The organism is Myroides odoratimimus (assembly GCF_030326305.1).
GTDB classification, from domain to species: domain Bacteria; phylum Bacteroidota; class Bacteroidia; order Flavobacteriales; family Flavobacteriaceae; genus Flavobacterium; species Flavobacterium odoratimimum_A.
In genome coordinates, this window is record NZ_JACAKB010000003.1 from 124,163 (window position 1) to 145,799 (window position 21,637).

Annotated in this window: 22 protein-coding genes and 1 tRNA gene; 17 read left to right on the forward strand and 6 right to left on the reverse strand. The window is 35.3% G+C overall.

Annotated elements, in window-relative coordinates; all coding sequences use genetic code 11:
- Position 1 precedes the first annotated feature (1 nt).
- Positions 2 to 74: transfer RNA gene (locus HX049_RS03890), tRNA-Gly, on the forward strand.
- Positions 75 to 113: 39 nt separating this feature from the next.
- Here the strand turns inward: HX049_RS03890 and pepE are convergent.
- Positions 114 to 866 (reverse strand): dipeptidase PepE, encoded by a 753-nt coding sequence (gene pepE, locus HX049_RS03895; protein WP_286414224.1) that lies wholly within the window; start codon positions 864 to 866, stop codon positions 114 to 116.
- A gap of 45 nt (positions 867 to 911) precedes the next feature.
- On the opposite strand from pepE, the gene HX049_RS03900 reads away from it, so the two are divergent.
- From HX049_RS03900 to HX049_RS03925, 6 genes are all read left to right on the forward strand, one after another.
- The gene (locus tag HX049_RS03900) at positions 912 to 1,664 is read left to right on the forward strand and encodes a hypothetical protein (protein WP_286414225.1); all 753 of its coding nucleotides are present in this window, start codon (positions 912 to 914) and stop codon (positions 1,662 to 1,664) included.
- An 83-nt stretch (positions 1,665 to 1,747) separates the two neighbouring features.
- On the forward strand, positions 1,748 to 2,485 hold the full coding sequence (locus HX049_RS03905; RefSeq protein WP_286414226.1) for a hypothetical protein: 738 nt from the start codon (positions 1,748 to 1,750) through the stop codon (positions 2,483 to 2,485).
- A gap of 262 nt (positions 2,486 to 2,747) precedes the next feature.
- A complete protein-coding gene (locus HX049_RS03910) occupies positions 2,748 to 3,491 on the forward strand; it encodes a hypothetical protein (RefSeq protein ID WP_286414228.1) in 744 nt (247 codons plus the stop codon).
- A gap of 170 nt (positions 3,492 to 3,661) precedes the next feature.
- Complete coding sequence (locus HX049_RS03915; RefSeq protein ID WP_286414230.1) at positions 3,662 to 4,423, forward strand: hypothetical protein; 762 nt, start codon at positions 3,662 to 3,664, stop codon at positions 4,421 to 4,423.
- An 87-nt stretch (positions 4,424 to 4,510) separates the two neighbouring features.
- A complete protein-coding gene (locus HX049_RS03920; RefSeq protein ID WP_286414232.1) occupies positions 4,511 to 4,810 on the forward strand; it encodes a Sec-independent protein translocase subunit TatA/TatB in 300 nt (99 codons plus the stop codon).
- Positions 4,810 to 5,373, forward strand: a complete 564-nt coding sequence (locus HX049_RS03925; RefSeq protein ID WP_286414234.1) for a phosphatase PAP2 family protein — start codon at positions 4,810 to 4,812, stop codon at positions 5,371 to 5,373. The genes HX049_RS03920 and HX049_RS03925 overlap by 1 nt, the downstream gene beginning before the upstream one ends.
- A 46-nt stretch (positions 5,374 to 5,419) precedes the next feature.
- On the opposite strand, the gene HX049_RS03930 is transcribed toward HX049_RS03925, so the two are convergent.
- Positions 5,420 to 6,061 (reverse strand): O-methyltransferase, encoded by a 642-nt coding sequence (locus HX049_RS03930; protein WP_286414235.1) that lies wholly within the window; start codon positions 6,059 to 6,061, stop codon positions 5,420 to 5,422.
- A gap of 439 nt (positions 6,062 to 6,500) precedes the next feature.
- Between HX049_RS03930 and HX049_RS03935 the strand changes: the two genes are divergently transcribed.
- The 4 genes from HX049_RS03935 to HX049_RS03950 all read left to right on the forward strand — a co-directional run bounded on the left by HX049_RS03935 (position 6,501) and on the right by HX049_RS03950 (position 11,100).
- Complete coding sequence (locus HX049_RS03935; RefSeq protein WP_286414236.1) at positions 6,501 to 7,658, forward strand: serine hydrolase domain-containing protein; 1,158 nt, start codon at positions 6,501 to 6,503, stop codon at positions 7,656 to 7,658.
- A gap of 3 nt (positions 7,659 to 7,661) precedes the next feature.
- Positions 7,662 to 8,375, forward strand: a complete 714-nt coding sequence (locus HX049_RS03940) for a 3'-5' exonuclease (RefSeq protein WP_286414237.1) — start codon at positions 7,662 to 7,664, stop codon at positions 8,373 to 8,375.
- Between the two features lie 463 nt (positions 8,376 to 8,838).
- The gene (locus HX049_RS03945; protein ID WP_006259709.1) at positions 8,839 to 9,288 is read left to right on the forward strand and encodes an OsmC family protein; all 450 of its coding nucleotides are present in this window, start codon (positions 8,839 to 8,841) and stop codon (positions 9,286 to 9,288) included.
- Between the two features lie 126 nt (positions 9,289 to 9,414).
- A complete protein-coding gene (locus HX049_RS03950) occupies positions 9,415 to 11,100 on the forward strand; it encodes an ABC transporter ATP-binding protein (RefSeq protein ID WP_286414238.1) in 1,686 nt (561 codons plus the stop codon).
- Positions 11,101 to 11,138: 38 nt separating this feature from the next.
- On the opposite strand, the gene HX049_RS03955 is transcribed toward HX049_RS03950, so the two are convergent.
- Entirely contained in the window at positions 11,139 to 12,494 is a 1,356-nt protein-coding gene (locus HX049_RS03955; RefSeq protein ID WP_286414239.1) for a saccharopine dehydrogenase family protein, read from the reverse strand.
- A 116-nt stretch (positions 12,495 to 12,610) separates the two neighbouring features.
- Between HX049_RS03955 and HX049_RS03960 the strand changes: the two genes are divergently transcribed.
- Positions 12,611 to 13,006: a DUF423 domain-containing protein gene (locus HX049_RS03960; protein WP_286414241.1), complete on the forward strand. Its 396-nt coding sequence runs from the start codon at positions 12,611 to 12,613 to the stop codon at positions 13,004 to 13,006.
- Positions 13,007 to 13,080: 74 nt separating this feature from the next.
- Entirely contained in the window at positions 13,081 to 14,694 is a 1,614-nt protein-coding gene (pckA, locus tag HX049_RS03965; protein WP_286414243.1) for a phosphoenolpyruvate carboxykinase (ATP), read from the forward strand.
- Between the two features lie 140 nt (positions 14,695 to 14,834).
- On the opposite strand, the gene HX049_RS03970 is transcribed toward pckA, so the two are convergent.
- Both HX049_RS03970 and HX049_RS03975 read right to left on the reverse strand, forming a co-directional pair.
- Positions 14,835 to 15,578, reverse strand: a complete 744-nt coding sequence (locus HX049_RS03970) for a uroporphyrinogen-III synthase (protein ID WP_006259704.1) — start codon at positions 15,576 to 15,578, stop codon at positions 14,835 to 14,837.
- A gap of 14 nt (positions 15,579 to 15,592) precedes the next feature.
- Entirely contained in the window at positions 15,593 to 16,267 is a 675-nt protein-coding gene (locus HX049_RS03975; RefSeq protein WP_286414245.1) for a DUF4271 domain-containing protein, read from the reverse strand.
- Between the two features lie 104 nt (positions 16,268 to 16,371).
- Between HX049_RS03975 and HX049_RS03980 the strand changes: the two genes are divergently transcribed.
- From HX049_RS03980 to HX049_RS03990, 3 genes are read left to right on the forward strand one after another with little or no spacing between them, the layout of a single operon-like run.
- Entirely contained in the window at positions 16,372 to 17,094 is a 723-nt protein-coding gene (locus HX049_RS03980) for a polyprenol monophosphomannose synthase (protein WP_286414246.1), read from the forward strand.
- The gene (locus tag HX049_RS03985; RefSeq protein WP_286414249.1) at positions 17,094 to 18,431 is read left to right on the forward strand and encodes a dihydroorotase; all 1,338 of its coding nucleotides are present in this window, start codon (positions 17,094 to 17,096) and stop codon (positions 18,429 to 18,431) included. Before HX049_RS03980 ends, HX049_RS03985 begins: the two co-directional genes overlap by 1 nt.
- A 14-nt stretch (positions 18,432 to 18,445) precedes the next feature.
- Positions 18,446 to 18,886, forward strand: coding sequence for a DUF4296 domain-containing protein (locus tag HX049_RS03990; RefSeq protein ID WP_286414251.1), 441 nt, complete (start codon positions 18,446 to 18,448; stop codon positions 18,884 to 18,886).
- Here the strand turns inward: HX049_RS03990 and HX049_RS03995 are convergent.
- On the reverse strand, positions 18,819 to 19,817 hold the full coding sequence (locus HX049_RS03995; protein WP_286414253.1) for an NAD-dependent epimerase/dehydratase family protein: 999 nt from the start codon (positions 19,815 to 19,817) through the stop codon (positions 18,819 to 18,821). The two genes, HX049_RS03990 and HX049_RS03995, sit on opposite strands and share 68 nt — an antisense overlap.
- A gap of 182 nt (positions 19,818 to 19,999) precedes the next feature.
- On the opposite strand from HX049_RS03995, the gene tyrS reads away from it, so the two are divergent.
- Positions 20,000 to 21,292 (forward strand): tyrosine--tRNA ligase, encoded by a 1,293-nt coding sequence (tyrS, locus tag HX049_RS04000; protein WP_286414254.1) that lies wholly within the window; start codon positions 20,000 to 20,002, stop codon positions 21,290 to 21,292.
- Positions 21,293 to 21,637: the final 345 nt, after the last annotated feature.

The following is a 21,637-nucleotide window of genomic DNA, read 5'->3' on the forward strand; positions in this document are numbered from 1 at the left end:
TGCGGAAGTAGCTCAGTTGGTAGAGCTCCAGCCTTCCAAGCTGGTTGTCGCGAGTTCGAGCCTCGTCTTCCGCTCTATAAAAAAGCCCTAACATTTGTTAGGGCTTTTTTTGTTTAGTTAAGATGGCTTAAGTCTGTATTAGTCTTTACTTCATAAGCGTCTTTATTTTGTTCAAATATTCTAGCATCTAATTCACCTTTTAGCGTGATTTGATCTCCTTTTACTTCTAGCCAACTACCTTCTCTAAGTCCTACTACAGGTTGTGTGTTAAAAGCGTGGAACTCATTGATACGTGTTTCTCTAGTTTCTCCCATGTGGGTAGAGCCTTCGATAGGATCTAGATAATGAGGGTTTAAATTAAATGGAACAAAACCAAATGTCTTAAATGAAGGAGGGTACACGATAGGCATATCATTAGTCGTTTCCATTGTTAGTCCACAGATATTACTTCCTGCACTACATCCTAGATATGGAGTCCCGTTATTTACAGCATCTATAACAGTATTTAGAATATTATTCTTATATAGTTGTTGTACTAATAAGAAGGTATTTCCTCCTCCTGTGAAGATCGCTTCTGCTTGTTGTACTGCTTCTATAGGATTTGGATACTCATGTATTCCTTTGACCTCAATATTGATAGTGGCAAAAGCACCTTTTACTTTTTCTGTATATTGGTCATGTGTGATTCCTCCTGGACGAGCATAAGGGATAAACAATAGTGTCGATATGTTCTTAAAATGCTCTTTTAAAGTCGGTAATAAGTACTCTAGATAAGTTCCATTATATATGGTAGAAGTACTCGCAATAATTAGATTTTTCATGTGGATAAATAATTTTTGTAAAAATAAGTCGTTTAAATAGAACATTTGCTTTTTCACCTGCAAATGTTCACCTAACTAAAAAACACTATCATGAACCATGCTCAATACGCCCTGAGTATAATCCTGCTTTTGATAGGCAGTATTTGTTTTGCTCAGGACTCCCCATCCGTTCTTAATGGAAAGATTGTGACTAGAGACGGCATATTTGAAGGTATAGTTATTTTAAATACTTCAAAAGAGATTTCTGTACTATCTGATAACAAAGGGTATTTCTCTATCCGTAGTCATATTAATGATACAATAAGATTTATCAGTCCTAATCATACAGAATATCAATATGTAGTCAACGAATTTGATATCAAGCGCAGCCCTGTGCTATTTCCTCTAGAACCTCTATACAGTATCAATAGACTTGACGAGATTGTCATCACGAAGATAGATAGTGATGCACTAGGCTTTACGGATAAGTATACGAGAAGGTATACTCCTGCAGAACGCAAACTTAGAACTGCTAAAACGGGTGGAGGAATGATCCCAATAGACCCCTTTATTAATATGCTGTCAGGGAGAATGAGTATGCTCAAGAAAAACTTAGCTTATGAGAAGACAGACCACAGAGTAGAGAAACTATTGGAGACAATTACGAATGAGCGATTAGTAGATTATTATCAGATACCTGTAGATTATGTAGAAGGATTTGCGTATTATGCAGTAACAAAAGAAGGAATCAAAGATTTGCTCAATGCCAAGATAGTTGATCTAAATGAGTTAGAAAGAGATCTAACGCCTGTGGTGTTTGAGTTTTTAGAAATGATTAAAAATAAAAAAGGAGAAGAAATATAATATGTGTACTAGATCATATTTAGTATAACATAAATAAGGCTGTAAAGGCAGAATATTATCTTCCGATAAATAGAAGTATTGTAATGAATGTAATTCAGAGGTTATTGACTTTATTGCTATTGCTAGCAGGGGTAGGACATGCTTGGGCTCAAGAACAAGGTGGGCAGATAAGTGGTAAGCTAGTCACTCGTGGAGGAGAGTTAGATGGGACTGTAGTCACTAATATCAATAGGAACAAAACAACATTAGCGGATAAGAAAGGTTATTTTGAGATATATGGAGAACCACGAGATACTATACGTTTTAGTAGTGTGCATCACATAGAATATACTTATATCGTAGTAGAAGGGGATGCTAAAAGAGGTGTTCTCTTATTTCCTTTAGAACCCTTACCTGATTTAAGTACGAGATTAAACGAGATTCTGATCACTAAGATAGATGCTGGAGCGCTGGGATTTACGAATAAGTATACTAAGAGATATACCCCTGCAGAACGAAAGCTCAGGACTGCTACCACAGGAATATTAGATCCACTAGTGAACTTGTTATCAGGTAGAACAGCTATGCTTAAGAAGAATCTAGCGTATGAGAGAGAAGGTTTTAGGGTCAACAAGTTATTAAGTGTAATAGACGAAGAAAGATTAGTCAATTATTATAAGATACCACCTGATTATGTAGAGAGCTTCGCGTACTATGCTGTGTCTAGAGAAGAGATAAAAGATATCGTGAATGCTACTGTGATAGACACAAAGTTCTTAGAAAGAATGATAGCACCGGTGGTGTTAGACTTTTTAGAAATGATCAAAACGAAGACAGAATAATCTATTATAGCTTCCTTATACTTCTTAGCAGTCTTGTAATAATTACTTGTTCTAGAAGAACAGAAGAGGAGTAGCTTCTCTTCTTTTTTTACCTCTGAGTTATAAGAGATTTAAGTAGATCGGGGTGAGATTGAGGTGATAGAGGTAGATGGTTAGTGGTTAGATGGAAGTTTTATCGAATACTTATTTTGAGTTTTAAGCATGTTAGTAGGGCAGATCAATGCTTTGCTTGCTTAAGAGTGAACACTTTATAAACTAGTATATGAAGAATATGAAATACATTGCCATTATAATAGCTCTTCTTTTGGTAGAACTTGTATTCGCTCAAGAAGGTTTAAAAACATTGAATGGAAAAATTCTTTTTAGAGATGGAGATAGAGACGAAGTACTAGTCATTAATACTTCGAAAGGGGTTTCTGAGTTCTCTGATGATAAAGGGTACTTTAGTGTGAAAGGGGAAGTGAATGATACGTTGAGATTCGTAAGTTTATCATATCTATTACACGTCTATGTAATTAATGAAGTAGATCTAAACAGAGACCTTGTTCTGTTTTCGTTAGAAAGAAATACTACAGGAGAGGTATTGGACGAAATAGTTGTTACGAAAAAGAATAAGTCTCCATATCCTAAATATACTTATAAGTCTAAAGGGCCTAGTCCTATGGAACAACAGCTAGCTTATGCTACCTCTGGCCTTATCGCGCCTTTAATCAATATGCTCAACGGAAGGACTAAGATGCTTAAAAAAGCACTGGTCTATGAGCGAGCGGGGTTTAGAGCAGATAAGTTTTTAGACCATGTAAGTGATGAGCTATTGGTAGATAAATATCACATACCTTATGACTATGTAGAGAGTTTTGCTCTTTATGCTGTGAATGATGAGAAGGTAAAGGAAGCGCTCGAGGTAACGCCTGTAGATACTACTTATTTAGAAACGGTGATTGCTCCTGTAGCAGTCGACTTCTTAGAAGTGATTAAGGATAGACCTTTTAAAGAACTGGAATAGATTGATTAGAAGCGCAAGGATTTTATGGGTATTATTCAATATGTGAGTGATATTAGTAGTCAGTATAAAAGCTATAGATAGGTTAGGGAAGACTATATTTAACATAAGTTTGCGAGGGGAAAATTTGTGTATCCTATAGAATGGAATATTTTTACAATTATAATTAAGGAATGATGAGAATATTTGTAGCCTTTCTATTAATATTGAACTTTTCTGTTGTTTTTGCACAAGAAAGAAAGATGGTAGATGGTAAGATTGTATCTAGAACGAAGAGATTAGATGGGGTATACGTAGCGAATATTAATACAGGAGAGTCTACTATGACTGCTCCTGGAGGATATTTTAAACTAAAGGCACAGGAGAATGATACGATTATGTTTTCAGGGCCATTTTTTTTAGGATATAGACATCAGTTAGACGATATAGATATAAAAAGAGATATTATTTTAATACCACTAGAGCCTAATTCACTCTATTATGAGTTAGACGAAATAGTAATCACGAAGATTACTTCAGAATCACTAGGACTGATACCTAAAGGGACCAAGATACGTACTCCTGCTGAGCGTAAGTTATATACTGCCACTACTGGTAGTGGACTTATCTCTGTAGATGCGATAGTGAATATGATCTCTGGACGTACTAAGATGCTGAAGAAAGCATTAGCTTATGAAAAACAAGAAGGACGAAAAGATAAGTTCTTAATGTATATTAGCCCAGAGAAGTTAACGAAGGATTATAGTATACCTAAAGATTATGTCTACGGGTTTGCCTACTATGTAGCTACAGATGAGCTAATGACCTCTATTCTGAATACAAATATAGTAGACGAAAAGAAAGTCGCTAGTAGAGCAGGAGAATTAGCACTAGAGTTTATAGAGCTGATACATGAGAAATTGAATCTAGAAGTGAAGCAGACTAAAATAGAATAGTTTAACAAATGGTTTTAGATAAAATCTATGTGAGAATTTAATAAACTTCGTAGATTTGTAATCTTATAAATAGAAAAACGAATATTTATGTTTGGAATCGGAGGGGGTGAAATATTTTTCATCATTATAATAATCTTAATGTTGTTTGGTTCTGATAAGGTTCCGGAGATGGCACGTACCTTTGGTAAGTTTATGGCTCAGTTAAAGAATGCAACAAACGATATCAAACACGAAATCAATAAGAGTGCAGAAGAATCTGGTATTAAAAAAGAGATAACAGAGACTTTCGATATAGATATTAATCCTATGAAGGATATTCAGAATGAAGTAGAGAAGCAAAAAGAGGATATTGAGAATATTACAGGGCCGATAAAAAGACAACTTTAATGTTAGAAACAATTGTACAGTGGGATAAGGAACTAATGCTGTTCTTAAACAATTTAGGGACTCCTACATTTGACCCATTCTGGTTATTTATCACGAAGCAGCTTAACTGGCTTCCGTTTTATCTCTTATTACTTTATCTAGTATATAAGAAGGTGTCTCTAAAGACACTAGGTATTATCCTACTGTTCATAGCAGGACTTATCGCCTTTACAGACCAGTTTACTAATCTAGTCAAAAGTGCGGTAGCTCGTCCTAGACCGTGTAATACAGAGGATATCAGAGCTATGCTTAGAGTAGTGAAGTGTAGTAGCTCACTGAGTTTCTTCTCAGGACATGCTTCTAACTCTACTGCGACGATGCTGTTCTTATTCTTAATATTGAGAAGATATTATAAGTACGCGTTTTTGGTATTTATATTCCCACTCGTATTTGCATATAGTAGAATCTACTTGTCATTGCATTTCCCTACAGACATTTTCGTAGGAATGTGTGCAGGACTTACCACAGGAACATTATTCTACCAAGGATTTAAATGGGTAGAAAAGAAATATAAGTTAGTATAACTAACATTAAAAAAAGGCTTAGAATCTAGATTCTAAGCCTTTTTTATTATCGTACTCTAGATACTGTAAGTCCATCTCTTATCGGTAATAATATAGTCTCTACACGAGGATCGTCTTTTAGTAACTTATTGTACTGATCGATCTCTATAGTAGCTCTATCATTCCATTTAATATCTTCTACTACCTTCCCAGACCATAGAACATTGTCAGATAGGATGATCCCGCCCTTATTCATCTTCTCGATGATTAGGTGAAAGTAGTTTGTGTAATTCTTTTTATCTGCATCTAGAAACACTAGGTCAAACTTCTTATCTAAAGTAGGGATGATGTCTAATGCACTACCTAAGTGCTGGGTGATCTGATGCCCATAGTCAGACATATCGAAGTATTTTCGTTGAAAGTCTACTAACTCTTCATTTACATCTATCGTATCGATAGTACCATCAGCTCTCAGTCCTTCTGCTAGTGATAGTGTAGCATATCCAGTGAATGTACCTACCTCTAATATATGCTGAGGGTTAACTAGCTTAGAGATCATACTCAAAAAACGACCTTGGAAGTGACCACTTAGCATTCTAGGCTGTAGTACTTTTTGATACGTTTCTTTATCTAGTTTGGCTAATAACTCAGGTTCATCTTCTGAGTGTCTTGCCGCATAATCTTCTAACTCTGGTGATATAAAATGCATAATCGAAATTCAAGTAATAATTAAAGGCACAAATATAATCTTAGATTGTACGCTGACCAAATACTCCTGTAGATTTATGATTATTAGTCTATTTAGAGTTTGTTTAGACTATAAATAGCGATATATATTACAGTTCTACTGTATAGATAGTTCGGGTAGAGAATCAGTACAGTTCGCAAAAGCACTTCTTAACCCTTGTATTTACAAGGTATTTCCGAACACTATCCGAATGCTATCTATATTATTAAATATGAAGTGTTGATATAGAGAGTATTATCCTATTACTGTAACTTCATAATAGGTCAAAAAGGGAATTAATAGTCAATTACTCCAAATTGAGTCATCGTGATGTAATCATATTAAAAGGAGTTATTAAAAATAACTGTCAAAGAAGTGATTTATTTTTCTAAATTTATAGGAACCAATTATTTAAACTATTATGAAGGTATTAAAGAAAGTTCTGAAGTGGCTAGTGATTCTGATAGCACTAGTAGTGGCACTGATGTATATATTTAAAGTAGATTACCTCTTTACGGCGGTGCGTACGATATACTTTAATGGATATAAGACAGCGTTCTTAGATGATTATAAATATTTCCCGACTAGAGAGATTAAGAATGATGTAGGGCAGCCGTGGGCATTCACGAAGGATTATAATACCATAAAAGCAAGTGATAATTTAGAGAATACCCATAAGGAACTTGAGTCTATAGCTTATTTAGTCATAAAGAATGATAGTATCTTCTACGAGGCTTATTATGACGGGTATGGAAAGGACTCTTATACCAACTCATTCTCGATGGCTAAGAGTATCGTATCTGCTGCCTTAGGTAAAGCATTACAGAGGGGAGAGATCAAGAGCCTTGATCAGAAGGTAATAGAATTCTTGCCAGAGTTAAAAGGAAAGTATAAAGACGAAGTAACTGTAGGAGATCTGTCTTCTATGGCATCAGGATTAGATTGGGATGAGGCATATTACAGTCCGTTCTCAGTGGTGACGAGAGCTTATTTTGATAAAGATCTAAGAAGTGTAATGCTAGATCTAGAGATAAAAGATAAGCCGGGGCAAGAGTTTATTTATAAAAGTGGAGATACAGAGCTATTGACGATGGTGTTAGAGAAAGCTACTGGTAAGTATATGACTGATTATGTGTCAGAACATTTCTGGAAGCCTATGGGAGCAGAGAATCCAGCGTTATGGCAGATAGACCATGAAGGGGATGGGGTAGAGAAGTCATACTGTTGTTTTACGAGTAATGCGCGTGATTTTGCTAGATTTGGTAAGTTGTATAAAGACGAGGGGCTGTGGAATGGTGAACAGATATTAGACAGCACATTTATTAAAAAGTCAGTTACCCCGCGTTTTAAAGATGCGCCTGAGTATGGCTATGGCTGGTGGTTAGTGAATCACAAGGGACAAGATTTCTTCTATATGCGAGGTCATTTAGGACAGTTCGTGATCGTGTCACCTAAGGATAATGTGATTATCGTACGTCTAGGACACTTAAAGGGATTACAGACAGAGGAAGATCCTCATAGTAACGATCTATATACTTACATCGATGAGGCCTATAATATGTTGAACCAAAGGAAATAAGATATGCTTAGAAATGTGATGCTAGATAGTCTACTCTTTTTTGATATTGAGACAGTGCCAGAAGTACCTGCTTTTAGTGATCTAGACGAGGAGATGCAAAATCTATATGATATCAAAACGGCCTATCAGAGAAGAGATGGACAGACTGCAGAGGAGTTTTATGACCGTGCAGGGATTTGGGCAGAGTTTGGTAAGGTGGTGTGTATCTCAGTAGGATATTTCACGTATAAGAATGGAGATAGACAGTTTAGAGTCAAGTCCTTTGCAGGAGAGGAACGCCATTTATTACAAGAATTTTCTAATTTAATAGATGAGTATTTTAATGAGCCTACTCGCGTTCTATGTGGGCATAATATTAAGGAGTTTGATATTCCCTTCGTGGTAAGGCGAATGTTGATAAATGAGGTAAAAATCCCCAATAAACTGTGTATTATTGGGAAAAAACCGTGGGAGGTGAATCATCTAGATACTATGGAAATGTGGAAGATAGGAGATTATAAAAATTTTACATCTTTAAGGCTTTTGACCAGAATATTGGGTATACCCTCTCCTAAAGATGATATAGACGGTAGTGAGGTGGCTAAGGTGTATTATGAAGATAAGGATATTGACAGAATTATAGTGTATTGTGAGAAAGATGTGGTAGCAGTGGCACAGGTTTTGCTGAGATTTAAGCGTGAGGAACTATTAAGTCAGAGCGAGATATTTTCTGTTTAAGTTAAAGAAATATTAAAAAACATTGGTTAGTGCTTGTTGTTAAAATAAATTTTTTCTAATTTTGACTTCAAATAAGAAAATAGTAATGCAGATAATTTATTCAAATATGGTTTATTCAACAAAATGTGTATTCTCTAAGAAGAATGCATCGTTTATGGTATAGAGCTATCTTTGGATAATTATAAAGATATTTAATAAGCCTCTGTACCTCACAGGGGCTTATTTTTTTTAAAGAAAGAAACATATAAAAATAAAGTAATGAATTTAGTCTATAATCTATTAACATCAACATCGTATAAGGAAATTTGTTTTCCTAAGCATTCGATGTATATAGATGTAGCCAAGAGAGATAGCTTGTTTTGATTATACTATTTTTATAGTTAAGAGTTAATAAGAAGGTCCTTTTGGCAGATAGCTGAAAGGGCCTTTTTGTATAGTGTCAATTTTATAAATTATTAAGAGAATGGAAAGTAAAGTTTTAAAAGTATTGGGCTTCTCAGTAAGGGAGCAACAATTCGCTGTAAAGACAGCCAACTACTCTTTCACAGTGAAAGATGGAAGAGAACTAGTAAGAGACGTGAATGCGAACTCTGCAGAGTTGCTATTAGCTAAGCTAGCAGGTAGTATCCACGCAGTGGGAAAATTAATCGGTAATACATTGGGGTTAGATCTAAAGTCTATCCAGATAGAAGTATCTGGTGTGATAAAAGGAGAGGGGTTCGAAAAGGATAGTTTAGACCACTTCAACAGAGTAGATGTAATCGTAAAACCTACTTCTGAGGCATCTATAGTGTTGCTAAAAGAATGGTTGGATGCTGTAAAATCAGCTTGTCCAATGTTTGCAAATTTTAAAGAAAAAACTCCTACTATCGTTACGTTAGTCAAGGAATATGACCAAGTAAAAGTAGCATAGTATGTCTGTATATTCTGTAAAAATTGTGGTATAGTATAGATGTTTAATTAGTTTATTAGATAGCTTATACTATATCACAATTATTATATATTTTTGTTATTCTAGTGATCGTACTGAATATTAAAAATGAAAGAAGATATACCTATATTATCTGTAAAGGATTTACAAATCGATTTTCTGAAAGAGAAATCTTGGAATACTATTATCAAAAGGAGTTCTTTTGATATTTATGCAAACGAGATTCTTGGTGTAGTAGGAGAGTCGGGTTCTGGTAAGTCAGTTACATCACTTGCATTAATGGGGCTATTGCCTCGAGAGATATCTCGTATTAGCTCGGGTAATATCGTGTTTGAAGGAAATGATATTACGCATAATACAGATAGTGAGTTCCGACTGTTGCGTGGAGCTCAGATATCTATGATATTTCAGGAGCCGATGAGTGCTCTAAATCCTTCTATTACTTGTGGCGAACAGGTAGCTGAGATACTTCGAGAGCATACTTCGCTCAAAGGAAAGGCTTTAAGAGAAGAGGTGTTGCGCCTTTTTGATAGAGTTAAATTGCCGAATCCTAATCAAGTTTATACTAAATATCCTCACCAAATCTCTGGTGGACAAAAGCAAAGAGTCATGATCGCAATGGCGGTGGCGTGTAAGCCTAAGCTACTGATAGCTGATGAGCCTACGACAGCATTAGATGTGACTGTGCAAAACGAAATCATTAATCTACTGAAAGATCTACAGCGCGATAATAAGATGAGTATCTTATTTATCTCTCATGATCTGAATCTAGTGTCGTCTATCAGTGACCGTATTCTAGTGATGTATAAAGGGGATATCGTAGAACAAGGAAAGTCAACAGAAGTGTTTAACCATCCACAAGATATGTATACCAAAGCCTTAGTAGCATCTAGACCTTCTCTTACAGAGCGACTAAAAAGACTGTCTACCATAGGAGACTTCCTGAATAATAAGGTGGTTAGAGATGTGGTGACTACTGAGGATAGAAAAGATAGATTAGAGAAATTATACAGTAATGCTCCGTTGCTAGAGATTAGGAATGTGTTTAAGGATTATGTCATTAATGGAGGGCTGTTTAAAAAAGGGGTGTTCCATGCGTTACAAGACATCAGCTTTAATGTCTATGAAGGAGAGACTCTTGGACTAGTAGGAGAGAGTGGGTGTGGTAAATCTACATTAGGCAATGTCATTCTACAACTAGATAGAGCTACTAAAGGACAGATATTCTATAAAGGTCAAGACATCACGAAGCTTTCTTCTAAAGCGTTTAGGGTGTTTAGAAAAGATATACAGATTATATTTCAAGATCCTTATTCGTCTTTAAACCCTCGTCTGACCGTAGGTGAGGCAATCTTAGAACCTATGAAGGTACACAAGATAGGAAGTAGTGATGCGGATAGAAAGGAGAGAGTAATAGAAATACTGTACCGAGTAGGGCTAGACGAATCTGTATTTAGTCGTTATCCACATGAGTTCTCTGGAGGGCAGAGACAGCGTATCGGTATCGCTAGGACGATAGCTGTGCAACCTAAACTGATCATCTGCGATGAGTCTGTGTCTGCACTAGATATATCTGTACAAGCTCAGGTGCTGAATCTACTAAACGATTTAAAGGATAAGTATAACTTTACCTATATATTTATATCTCATGATCTATCTGTAGTAAAGTATATGTCTGATCAGGTGATGGTGATGAATAAAGGTAAGATAGAGGAGATAGGCGAGGCAGATGAATTATATACTCACCCTAAGACAGCTTACACAAAAGGATTGATTAGTTCTATCCCGAAATAAGATATAGTAAAAAAGCTCCGATAGTGGAGCTTTTTTAGTTAGTTATATCCTGAATATGGAACTTCTTCTTCTATAAAGTGAATGCCATTCTCTTCTAGTTCTTTCAGAATAGGACTATACACTTCCTCTTCTATAGGCATCTGTACACCTGGTGTGGTGATGATTCCTTTTAAGATTTTTAGAGTAGCGATAGCTACAGGAAGACCTACTGTCTTAGCCATAGCAGTATAGATCTGATTATCTCCTATACAGACCATACGAGAGTCTATCTGATGATTCTGCCCATGTAGTTCGTATCCTATCTTGTGGTACATAACGATCATGTCTTTATCTTCAGGACTTAATGACCAAGAGTCGCTTAGTATCTTCTCTAAGATCTGTGCTGGAGTCGCTTTTTTTAATCCTATTTTTTTAGTTGGGTTGAATAGGTCTAACTCTAATAGTTTATCCCATATAATGTCATCTTGGTCAATACCTAGTGCTAATCTTAGTTTGGTCTCTACAGTATCGGTAGGGTGATAGGGCAAGTATGAGTTGATAAACTCTCTGTAAGACATCTCTTCAGAATTATCAATAGTATAGCTATCATCTGTTATTCCTAATTCTACAAAAAGATTCCAAGCTCTAGAGTATCCTACTCTTCTGATAGTCCCTCTAAAGATGGTCTTAGCATCGTGAAGTCCATAGACATCTTTGTATTTTAGTGAATCTCTATTAGCATACGCTTCAAACTTTCCATATCCTTCTACATCTAAAAACTCAGTACGTCTAAATACTTTGTTGTAAGGAATGTATTTATATTGACCTTCTTGTAAGAATTTAGCCGCACCACCTTGTCCTGCTAATACTACATTGCGAGGGTTCCAAGTGAATTTATAATTCCATAGATTATTGTCAGATTCTGGAGCGATTAGTCCACCACAGAAAGATTCAAAAGAGATGACTTTGCCTCCTTTCTTTTGGATATCGTGTATGATCTTCATCGCACTCATATGATCTATACCTGGGTCTAAGCCTATTTCGTTCATGAAGATGAGATTGTTCTTAGTTACCTCTTCATTGAGTTCTTGCATAGCAGGGCTGATGTAAGATGCCGTAACCATGTGTTTTTTATATTTCACACAGTCTTTAGCTAGTTCTAAGTGATATATGGCAGGTAGCATTGAGACTACGATGTCTGCTTTTTGCACTAAACTTTGTCGTTCTGTTTCGTTGAATAGGTCAAATGCGATTGCAGTAGCATTTGGGTGATTCATCGCTTTTTGTTGTGCAGATTCTAGAGATAGATCTCCTATAGTAAGGTGTAAGTTCTCTGACTCTGATTTGTCTAAGAGATACTTGATTAATGAAGAGCTGGATCTACCTGCTCCTACGATTAAAATTTCTTTTGTCATAATATTCTGGTTGGTTTTTCAAGATACAAAATTAGTAGTTCCATAAATAGATTAAATTCTACAAATTTTTTAATGTGCTATTTGTCTGATAAGTTGTATATTTGAAAGAAAAATAAATGGGACGAAAAGTTATATTTATAGCTGCTATAATCGGCGCAATTGGTATTGTGCTAGGGGCTTTTGGAGCTCACGGTCTAAAGAAAGTTGTAACAGAAGCTCAAGTGGCTACTTTTGAAATAGGCGTTCGTTACCAAATGTACCACGCACTTTTTTTACTTTTTATAGGTATATGCGGAATATTTTCAGACAAGGCTAAAAAAATAGTTATGTATCTGGTTTTGTTTGGAATATTGTTCTTCTGCGGTTCTATATACCTTCTTACCTTTAAAGATATGATAACCATAGACTTAAGAGTTATTGGGCCAATTACTCCTGTAGGAGGGGTATTGTTCATTGTTGCATGGCTATATGCTGGAATTCAGGCGTATAAAAGTAAAAACATGATTAAATAATTCTTTTGTATATTTATATTTTAAATTTATTTCTAAGTTTGCAAACAAATTAATACACAACCTAAATAATGAAAATGGATATTTCTGAATCAATTTCACTGGAAAAATATGGTATTAAAGATGTTGTAGAGGTAATTTATAATCCTTCGTACGACGTTTTATATAAAGAAGAAACTAACCCTAACTTGACAGGGTATGATAAAGGAGTTGTAACTGAGCTAGGTGCAGTTAACGTAATGACTGGAGAGTTTACAGGACGTTCTCCTAAAGATAAATACATCGTTAAAGATTCAGTTACAGAAAATACAGTATGGTGGAATTCACCAGAATCTCCAAATGACAACAAACCAATCGACAACAGAACTTGGAATGCTTTAAAAGAGAATACTGTTAATCAGTTATCTGGTAAAAGATTATTCGTTGTTGATGCATTTTGTGGAGCTAACGAGAATACTCGTTTAAAAGTTAGATTTATTATGGAAGTAGCGTGGCAAGCGCACTTCGTAACTAATATGTTTATCCGTCCTACTGCAGAAGAGTTAGCTAACTTCGGTGAGCCAGACTTCGTAGTAATGAACGGTTCTAAAACTACTTTTAAAGATTATAAAGATTACGGATTAAACTCTGAGGTTTATATTGCGTTCAACTTGACTGAGAAAATTCAAGTTATCGGTGGTACTTGGTACGGTGGTGAGATGAAAAAAGGTATGTTCGCAATGATGAACTACTATTTACCTCTTCAAGGAATGGCTGCTATGCACTGTTCTGCTAACAAAGGTAAAGATGGTGACGTAGCTGTATTCTTTGGATTATCAGGTACAGGTAAAACAACTTTATCAACTGACCCAAAACGTGAGTTAATCGGAGACGATGAGCACGGATGGGATGACGAAGGTGTATTTAACTTCGAAGGAGGTTGCTACGCTAAGACAATCAGCTTGAGCAAAGAGAATGAACCAGATATCTATGGGGCTATCCGTCGTGATGCTTTATTAGAGAACGTTACTGTTGATGCTAATGGTGTTATTGACTTTAACGATGGTTCTGTAACACAAAATACACGTGTATCTTACCCAATCGAACATATCGAGAATATTGTTAAGCCTGTGTCTAAAGCTGGACATGCTACTAAAGTAATCTTCTTAACTGCAGATGCTTTTGGTGTAATGCCTCCAGTTTCTAAGTTAACTCCAGAGCAAACTAAATACTACTTCTTATCAGGATTTACTGCTAAGTTAGCTGGTACTGAGCGTGGAGTAACTAAGCCAGAGCCTACGTTCTCTGCTTGTTTCGGTAAAGCTTTCTTATCTCTACACCCAACTCAATACGGTGAGGAGCTAGTGAAGAAAATGGAAGAGCACAATGCTACTGCTTATATGGTAAACACAGGATGGAATGGTACTGGTAAGCGTATTTCTATTAAGGATACTAGAGCTATCATTGATCGTATCTTAGATGGTTCTATCGAGAATGCTGAGACTACTATTGTACCTATCTATAACTTCGCTGTACCAACAGCTTTAGAAGGAGTAGATACAAATATTTTAGATCCTCGTAATACGTATGCTGAAGCTTCTGAATGGGAAGAGAAAGCAAAAGAATTAGCTGGATTATTCGTAGAAAACTTTAAATTATATTCTAATAATGAAGAAGGTAAAGCTCTAGTAGCTGCTGGACCTCAATTATAATATAATCTATAACTATATAAAAAGGAGATGACTATGTCATCTCCTTTTTTTTATCCTTAATTGAGTTGTGTGCTTTTATTTTAAAGGTATAAAAAAACCACCTCTTAAATAGGTGGTTTTTTTATAATATAAATAGGATATTATTTATTTACTTGTTGAATGTATTTTTCTAAAGCCATAGTCATAGATGGTGTTCCTGGTGCAGGAGCCATAATGTCTACTCTTAAGTTATTGTCTAAAGCTTCTTTCTGTGTTGTAGTTCCAAATACAGCTATTCTAGTGTTATCTTGACTAAAGTCAGGGAAGTTTTTGAATAGAGATTTAATACCTGTAGGGCTAAAGAAAGCTAAAACATCATACTTAACATCTGCTAGGTCTGATAGATCACTCATAACAGTGCGATAGAATGTACCAGGAGTCCAATTTACTTTTAAATCATTTAAGGTAGTTGGAACATCGTGATTTAACTGATCTGAAGCAGGAAGTAAGAAAGTCTCGTCTTTATACTTCTTAATCAAAGGAGCTAATTCTGCAAAGTCTTTTTGACCTACATAGATTTTTCTTTTGCGATACACCACATATTTTTGCAAATAATATGCTACTGCCTCTGATTGGCAGAAGTACTTAAGTGTTTCAGGAACTTTATATCTCATTTCTTCTGCTACGCGGAAAAAGTGGTCTACAGAGTTCTTACTAGTTAGAATAATAGCAGTGTAATTGTTTAAATCAATCTTTTGGTGTCTTACCTCTTTGGCTGGTACACCTTCTACGTGGATGAAGGGTCTAAAGTCAATTTTTACTTTGAATTTCTGCTCTAATTCGAAGTAAGGTGAGTTTTCTACTTTAGGCTCTGGTTGAGAAACCAAAATTGTTTTCACTTTCATAATTGTACTTTTTCTTATAATGCTCCGTAATCTTTTAACCAGAAATATAATAATAGATAAGGAGCTATTTCAAGGGTGCAAAGATACAAAATAAAATAGAACACCTTATTTATTATTGATTTTTGGTTGTTTTTTATAAAAAGAACGTATAAAAGGATATTTGTTGCGATTAATGCAATCAACATGAATCCAATTATAAGTTTGTTGGTTATATTGTTGTAGAATAAAAGAACGTCTACTGCTAACAGTAACATTCCTATATAATTTCGATAGGTAGCTTTTTGTAGATTTAACGCATCCGAAAATTCGTCTATACCAAATGTTGTTGATATAATCTTATCTATTAAATACTTTCCGATGATAAACGTTGTTACAAAGTTTAAAATCATTAAGAACGAACCAAAATTGTAATCTGGTAGTAATTCGAAAGCCTTTAAAGTGATTTGTATAAAGAAAGTAATAGATAAAAGCTGTACAAGTAAAAAAGATAAGGTAAAACTGTTTCTTAAGTTTGTATTATCCTTATAGATTTTTAAATACTTATTAGAGGCAGCTAGTTTTGTAAATTCAGAAAATCGGACTCCAAAGATAGTACGGTTAACAGCAATAATAGAGAATCCGATAAAGAATAGGACTGTTGCCCAATCTTTACTAGGGAGTACACGCTCGATAAGTATTAGATTCTCCATAATATCTGCAAAATTAGCAAAAAAACCTTTTAGATTGACTTTGTATTTTATTTAAGTGATAACTTTCTAGAAAAAGGTTATTTTTGTGGCAAACGTTTTAAAAAATGGAGTCAGGACTTGTCATTATACCAACATATAATGAAATTGAAAATATAGAATTGATTATCGATGCTGTCATGGCATTGCCTCAGCATTTTCATGTTCTGATTGTTGATGATAATTCCCCTGATGGTACTGCAGCTGCAGTTGAAGAGTTGCAAAAGAAGTATCCAGAATCTTTGTTTCTAGAGAAGAGAGAAGGTAAGAATGGTCTAGGAACAGCTTATGTACATGGTTTTAAATGGGCTCTGGCTCGTGACTATGACTATGTTTTTGAAATGGATGCAGATTTTTCTCATAATCCCAACGACCTTCCTAAACTTTTAGAGGCTTGTAAAGCGAATCAAGGCTTAGCTATAGGTTCTAGATATGTGACAGGAGTAAATGTTGTAAACTGGCCTTTAAATCGTGTCTTGCTATCCTATGGAGCTTCTATCTATGTTAGAATGATTACAGGGATGAATATTAAAGATACTACAGCTGGCTTTGTCTGTTTTTCGCGTAAAGTATTAGAGAGTTTTGACTTTGAGAAAGTTCGTTTTGTTGGGTATGCTTTTCAGATAGAAATGAAGTATCGTACTTATGTGAAGAATTTTTCGATTACTGAAGTACCTATTATTTTTACAGATAGAACTAGGGGAGAGTCTAAAATGTCTGGAGGAATTATCAAAGAAGCTGTTTTTGGCGTTATTAATCTACGTATACGTAAACTACTAAACACACTATAATGACACACTATTTAATTAAAAACGGAAAAGTCGTAAACGAAGGGACTATTGTAGAAGCAGATGTTTTAATTGAGAATGGCTTTATTGCTAAAGTAGCTTCTAATATCGAAGTTTCTAATGATGTAACTATTGTTGATGCAAAAGGGAATTATGTTATCCCTGGTATGATAGATGATCAAGTGCATTTTAGAGAACCTGGATTGACTCATAAAGGTGATATAGAATCTGAGTCTAGAGCAGCTATTGCTGGAGGGATTACTTCTTTTATAGAACAACCTAATACAGTGCCTAATGCGGTAACTCAAGAATTGTTAGAACAGAAGTATCAGATCGCTGCTACTAAATCGTTTGCCAACTATTCATTTATGATGGGTGGAACAAATGATAACTTAGAAGAACTGCTAAAAACAAACCCACGCAATGTAGCGGGGATTAAGCTTTTCTTAGGTTCATCGACTGGAAATATGTTAGTAGATAGACAAGATGTATTAGAAAAAATCTTTTCGAGTACTTCTATGCTTATCGCTGTACACGCAGAAGACGAAGGAACGATTAAAGCTAACTTAGCGAAGTATAAAGAAGAATTCGGAGAAGATATCCCTGTGAAGTATCACCCGATTATTCGAAGTGAAGAGGCTTGTTATTTATCTTCTTCTAAAGCAATAGAATTAGCAAAGAAAACAGGAGCTAGATTACATGTATTCCACCTTTCTACAGCTAAAGAGACAGAGCTGTTCAGAAATGATATTCCACTGAAGGATAAAAAGATTACGGCAGAGGTATGTGTTCATCACTTGTGGTTCACGGATAAAGATTATGATAAAAAAGGTAATTTTATCAAGTGGAATCCTGCTGTTAAAACAGAAGCTGATAGAGATGGTCTTTGGAAGGCATTACTAGATGATAGAATTGATGTTATCGCTACTGATCATGCACCTCATACCTTAGAAGAGAAGAGCAAGGCTTATTCTTCTGCTCCGTCTGGAGGACCATTGGTACAGCATGCTTTAGTTTCGTTATTCGAAGCTTCTAAACAAGGCAAAATTAGTATAGAAAAGATCGTAGAAAAAACAGCACACAACCCTGCTATTTTATTTCAAGTAGAGAAACGCGGTTATGTAAAAGAGGGGTATCATGCTGATATAGCTATCGTAGACGTGAATCATGACTGGGAAGTAAATAAAGATAATATTTTATATAAATGTGGTTGGTCTCCATTCGAAGGAGAGAAATTTAGTTCTAAAATTACACATACTTTTGTAAATGGATTCTTAGCTTATGAGAATGACAAGGTTAAAGAAGAACATAAAGGACAACGATTATTATTCGTAAGATAAAATTAAGAGAATAGATGAACAAATACTTAGCAATATTAGCTGTGTTTATACTTATGTCATGTAAGAGTGATGTAGTAAAACCGTCTCCGTTTATAGAACAACAAAAGATGGAAGATATTTTGTATGATATGGCATTGTTATACTCTATAGAAAGTGTAAGTGCGTATAGCAGAGAAGATACTCTAAAAAGACTTAACGTTAATGCTGTCTTTAAGAAGTATGATATAGACAGTCTTACTTTTGTGTCGAATAATAGATATTATGTAGAGCTGGGAGGTGGTGTGTATCACACTATACAAAATAATATTCTAAGTCGTCTAGAAGCTGCTAAAGTAGTAGCAGACTCCTTATTATCTAAATCCCAAGAGGAGTTAAATAAAGAAGAAATTAAGCTTGATGATACTGTACAATCGGACCAAGAAAAGAACGATAGTCTTCGAAATCAAATTCAATAGTGTTTTTAATTTTTGTACAGTCATAAATATAAGAAGAATGAGAAGCTTGCGCGATTGATCGTGTAAAGCTTCTTTTTTTTCTCGTTATCATAGATACGAGGTTGTCTAACTTCCATGCGAATAGACTTGATGTACGCGACACATGGATACTAGGATGTTTCTTACCCATTAAGTCTGCAATATGATTGATTAGCTCTTGGTAAGTAATATTATTAGAGACTAATGCAAATCTCTCGTTTCTGACATTACTGATCATGAGCAGACGCATAGCTTTTACGACATCATTTACTCCTACGATTCCAGCAATACCTGTAGTGTAGAAAGGAAAATCCTTCTTTACTTTTTGGAAGAATGCCCCACTACCTTCATAACCGAAGCCACGTCCGAATACTATACCAGGATTGACGATGACTACATCTAGTCCTTCTTGTGTACCTCTCCATACTTCCATTTCGGCTCCATATTTAGTGATGGCATAGTCTCCATGATAGAGCTCAGGGTTCCAATCTGTCTTTTCTGTAATGATTTTATCTTTGGCTAGCGTTTCGCCTAAGGCAGCGATAGAACTTACATAGCACAGTTTTTTTACATTAAACGCGATAGATAGGTTCACGATATTAGCGGTACCTTCTATATTGGTCTTGCGAAGTTTTTTTTCATCTTTAGGTTCAAAAGAGACTAGAGCTGCACAGTGATACACATAGTCAACTCCTACAAAGGCTTTTTCTAAGGCAGGTACATCTATTAGATCAGCTTTAACCCATTCTATTTTTAAGAACAGAGCTTCTTGATTGTTTAAAATAAAGAGGTTCTTCGTTTTTTTAATACTATCCTCATTTCTGTAAATAGCACGGACTGCACCTTCTGACTGAAGAAGATGTAATAATAAATGCGCGCCTACTAAGCCTGTACCTCCTGTTACTAGTATCATATTTAGACAAAAGTAAGTTATATGTTTTACATAGTGAAAAATTATGAAATAAAGTTGAATTCTAACGCCCCTATTATTAGTTCTTAAAGGATAAATGTAGAAAACCTATAAAAATGCAGTGTTTGAGAATTTTTATTCCATAAGCTAAGGTTTTGAGCTATCTTTGTGTAAAATTTATTTAAATGAAGAATTTTATTGAAGAAGTGACTTGGAGAGGAATGCTCCACGACGTAATGCCAGGCACTGAAGAACATTTGTTGGAGCAAATGCGTGCTGCGTATGTGGGAATTGACCCAACAGCCGATTCATTGCATATTGGACATTTAGTAGGAGTAATGCTATTGAAACACTTTCAATTAGCTGGACATAAACCTTATGCTCTTGTGGGAGGTGCTACTGGTATGGTAGGTGACCCTTCAGGAAAGTCTAATGAAAGAAACTTATTAGACGAAGAAGCTTTACGTCATAATCAAAACGCAATTAAAGAACAATTAAGTCGTTTCTTAGATTTTAATTCAGGTGCTGAGAATGCTGCTGTGTTAGTAAATAACTATGACTGGATGAAGGATTTCTCTTTCTTAGAGTTTATCCGTACAGTAGGTAAGCATATCACGGTGAACTATATGATGGCGAAAGATTCTGTAAAGAAACGTCTAAACGGTGAGTTCCAAGATGGAATGTCTTTTACAGAGTTCTGTTATCAGTTAATGCAAGGATATGACTTTTTGCATTTATACAAAGAGAATAATATTACATTACAAATGGGAGGATCTGACCAATGGGGAAATATCACTACTGGTACAGAGTTAATCCGTAGAACAATTAGCGAGAAAGCGTATGCGCTTACTTGTCCATTGATTACTAAAGCTGACGGAACTAAATTTGGTAAGTCAGAAGGGGGTAATATTTGGTTGTCTGCAGAGTACACTTCTCCATATAAATTCTACCAATATTGGTTAAACGTGCCTGATGCTGATGCAGAGCGTTATATCAAGATCTTTACATTCATCTCTAGAGAAGACATTGAAGCATTAGTGAAAGAACATGCTGAGGCTCCACATTTACGTGTGTTACAGCGTCGTCTAGCAGAAGAAGTAACGATTATGGTACACGGTCAAGAGCAGTTAGACAATGCTATCAAAGCATCTAATATCTTATTCGGTAACTCTTCTACAGAAGATTTAAAACAATTAGATGAGAAGACTTTCTTAGAAGTATTCGATGGAGTTGGACAATCAGAAGTGGCAAAGGCTGATATCGAGGCAGGATTAAATATTGTAGATGCATTAGCAGCTAACTCTGACTTGGCATCTTCTAATGGTGATGCTCGTCGTTCGCTACAAGCTAACTCTATCTCTGTGAACAAAGAGAAAGTGGCTGAAGACTATGTAATAACTACAAAAGATCTGATTAATAATCAATTTGTATTATTACAAAAAGGAAAGAAAAATTACTTTGTTTTACATGTAAAGTAAGATTATAAGTACACTTATATAAGGGCTCTCATTACTGAGGGCCCTTTTTTTTGATCTATAATTGATATGGTCATTAGATAATAGGATACTGATTCCATAGTGATCGCATAAAATAAGCGTAAAATTATGCGAGCACTATGCCATCACTATGCGATAACTATGCGACCAGTCGCTTTTTTTTAAAAAAAAGGAGTATTTCCTCCTTGTACTTACAAGGTTTTTGGCTCTAATTAAAAGGTTGGTTATTCAGTTGTTTAGTGTGGTTATAGAGTATTCCTTCTTTTAGAATTATAAGAGAGAATTAAAATATACCATATACATGGTATTTCATAAAATAAGGTGTTG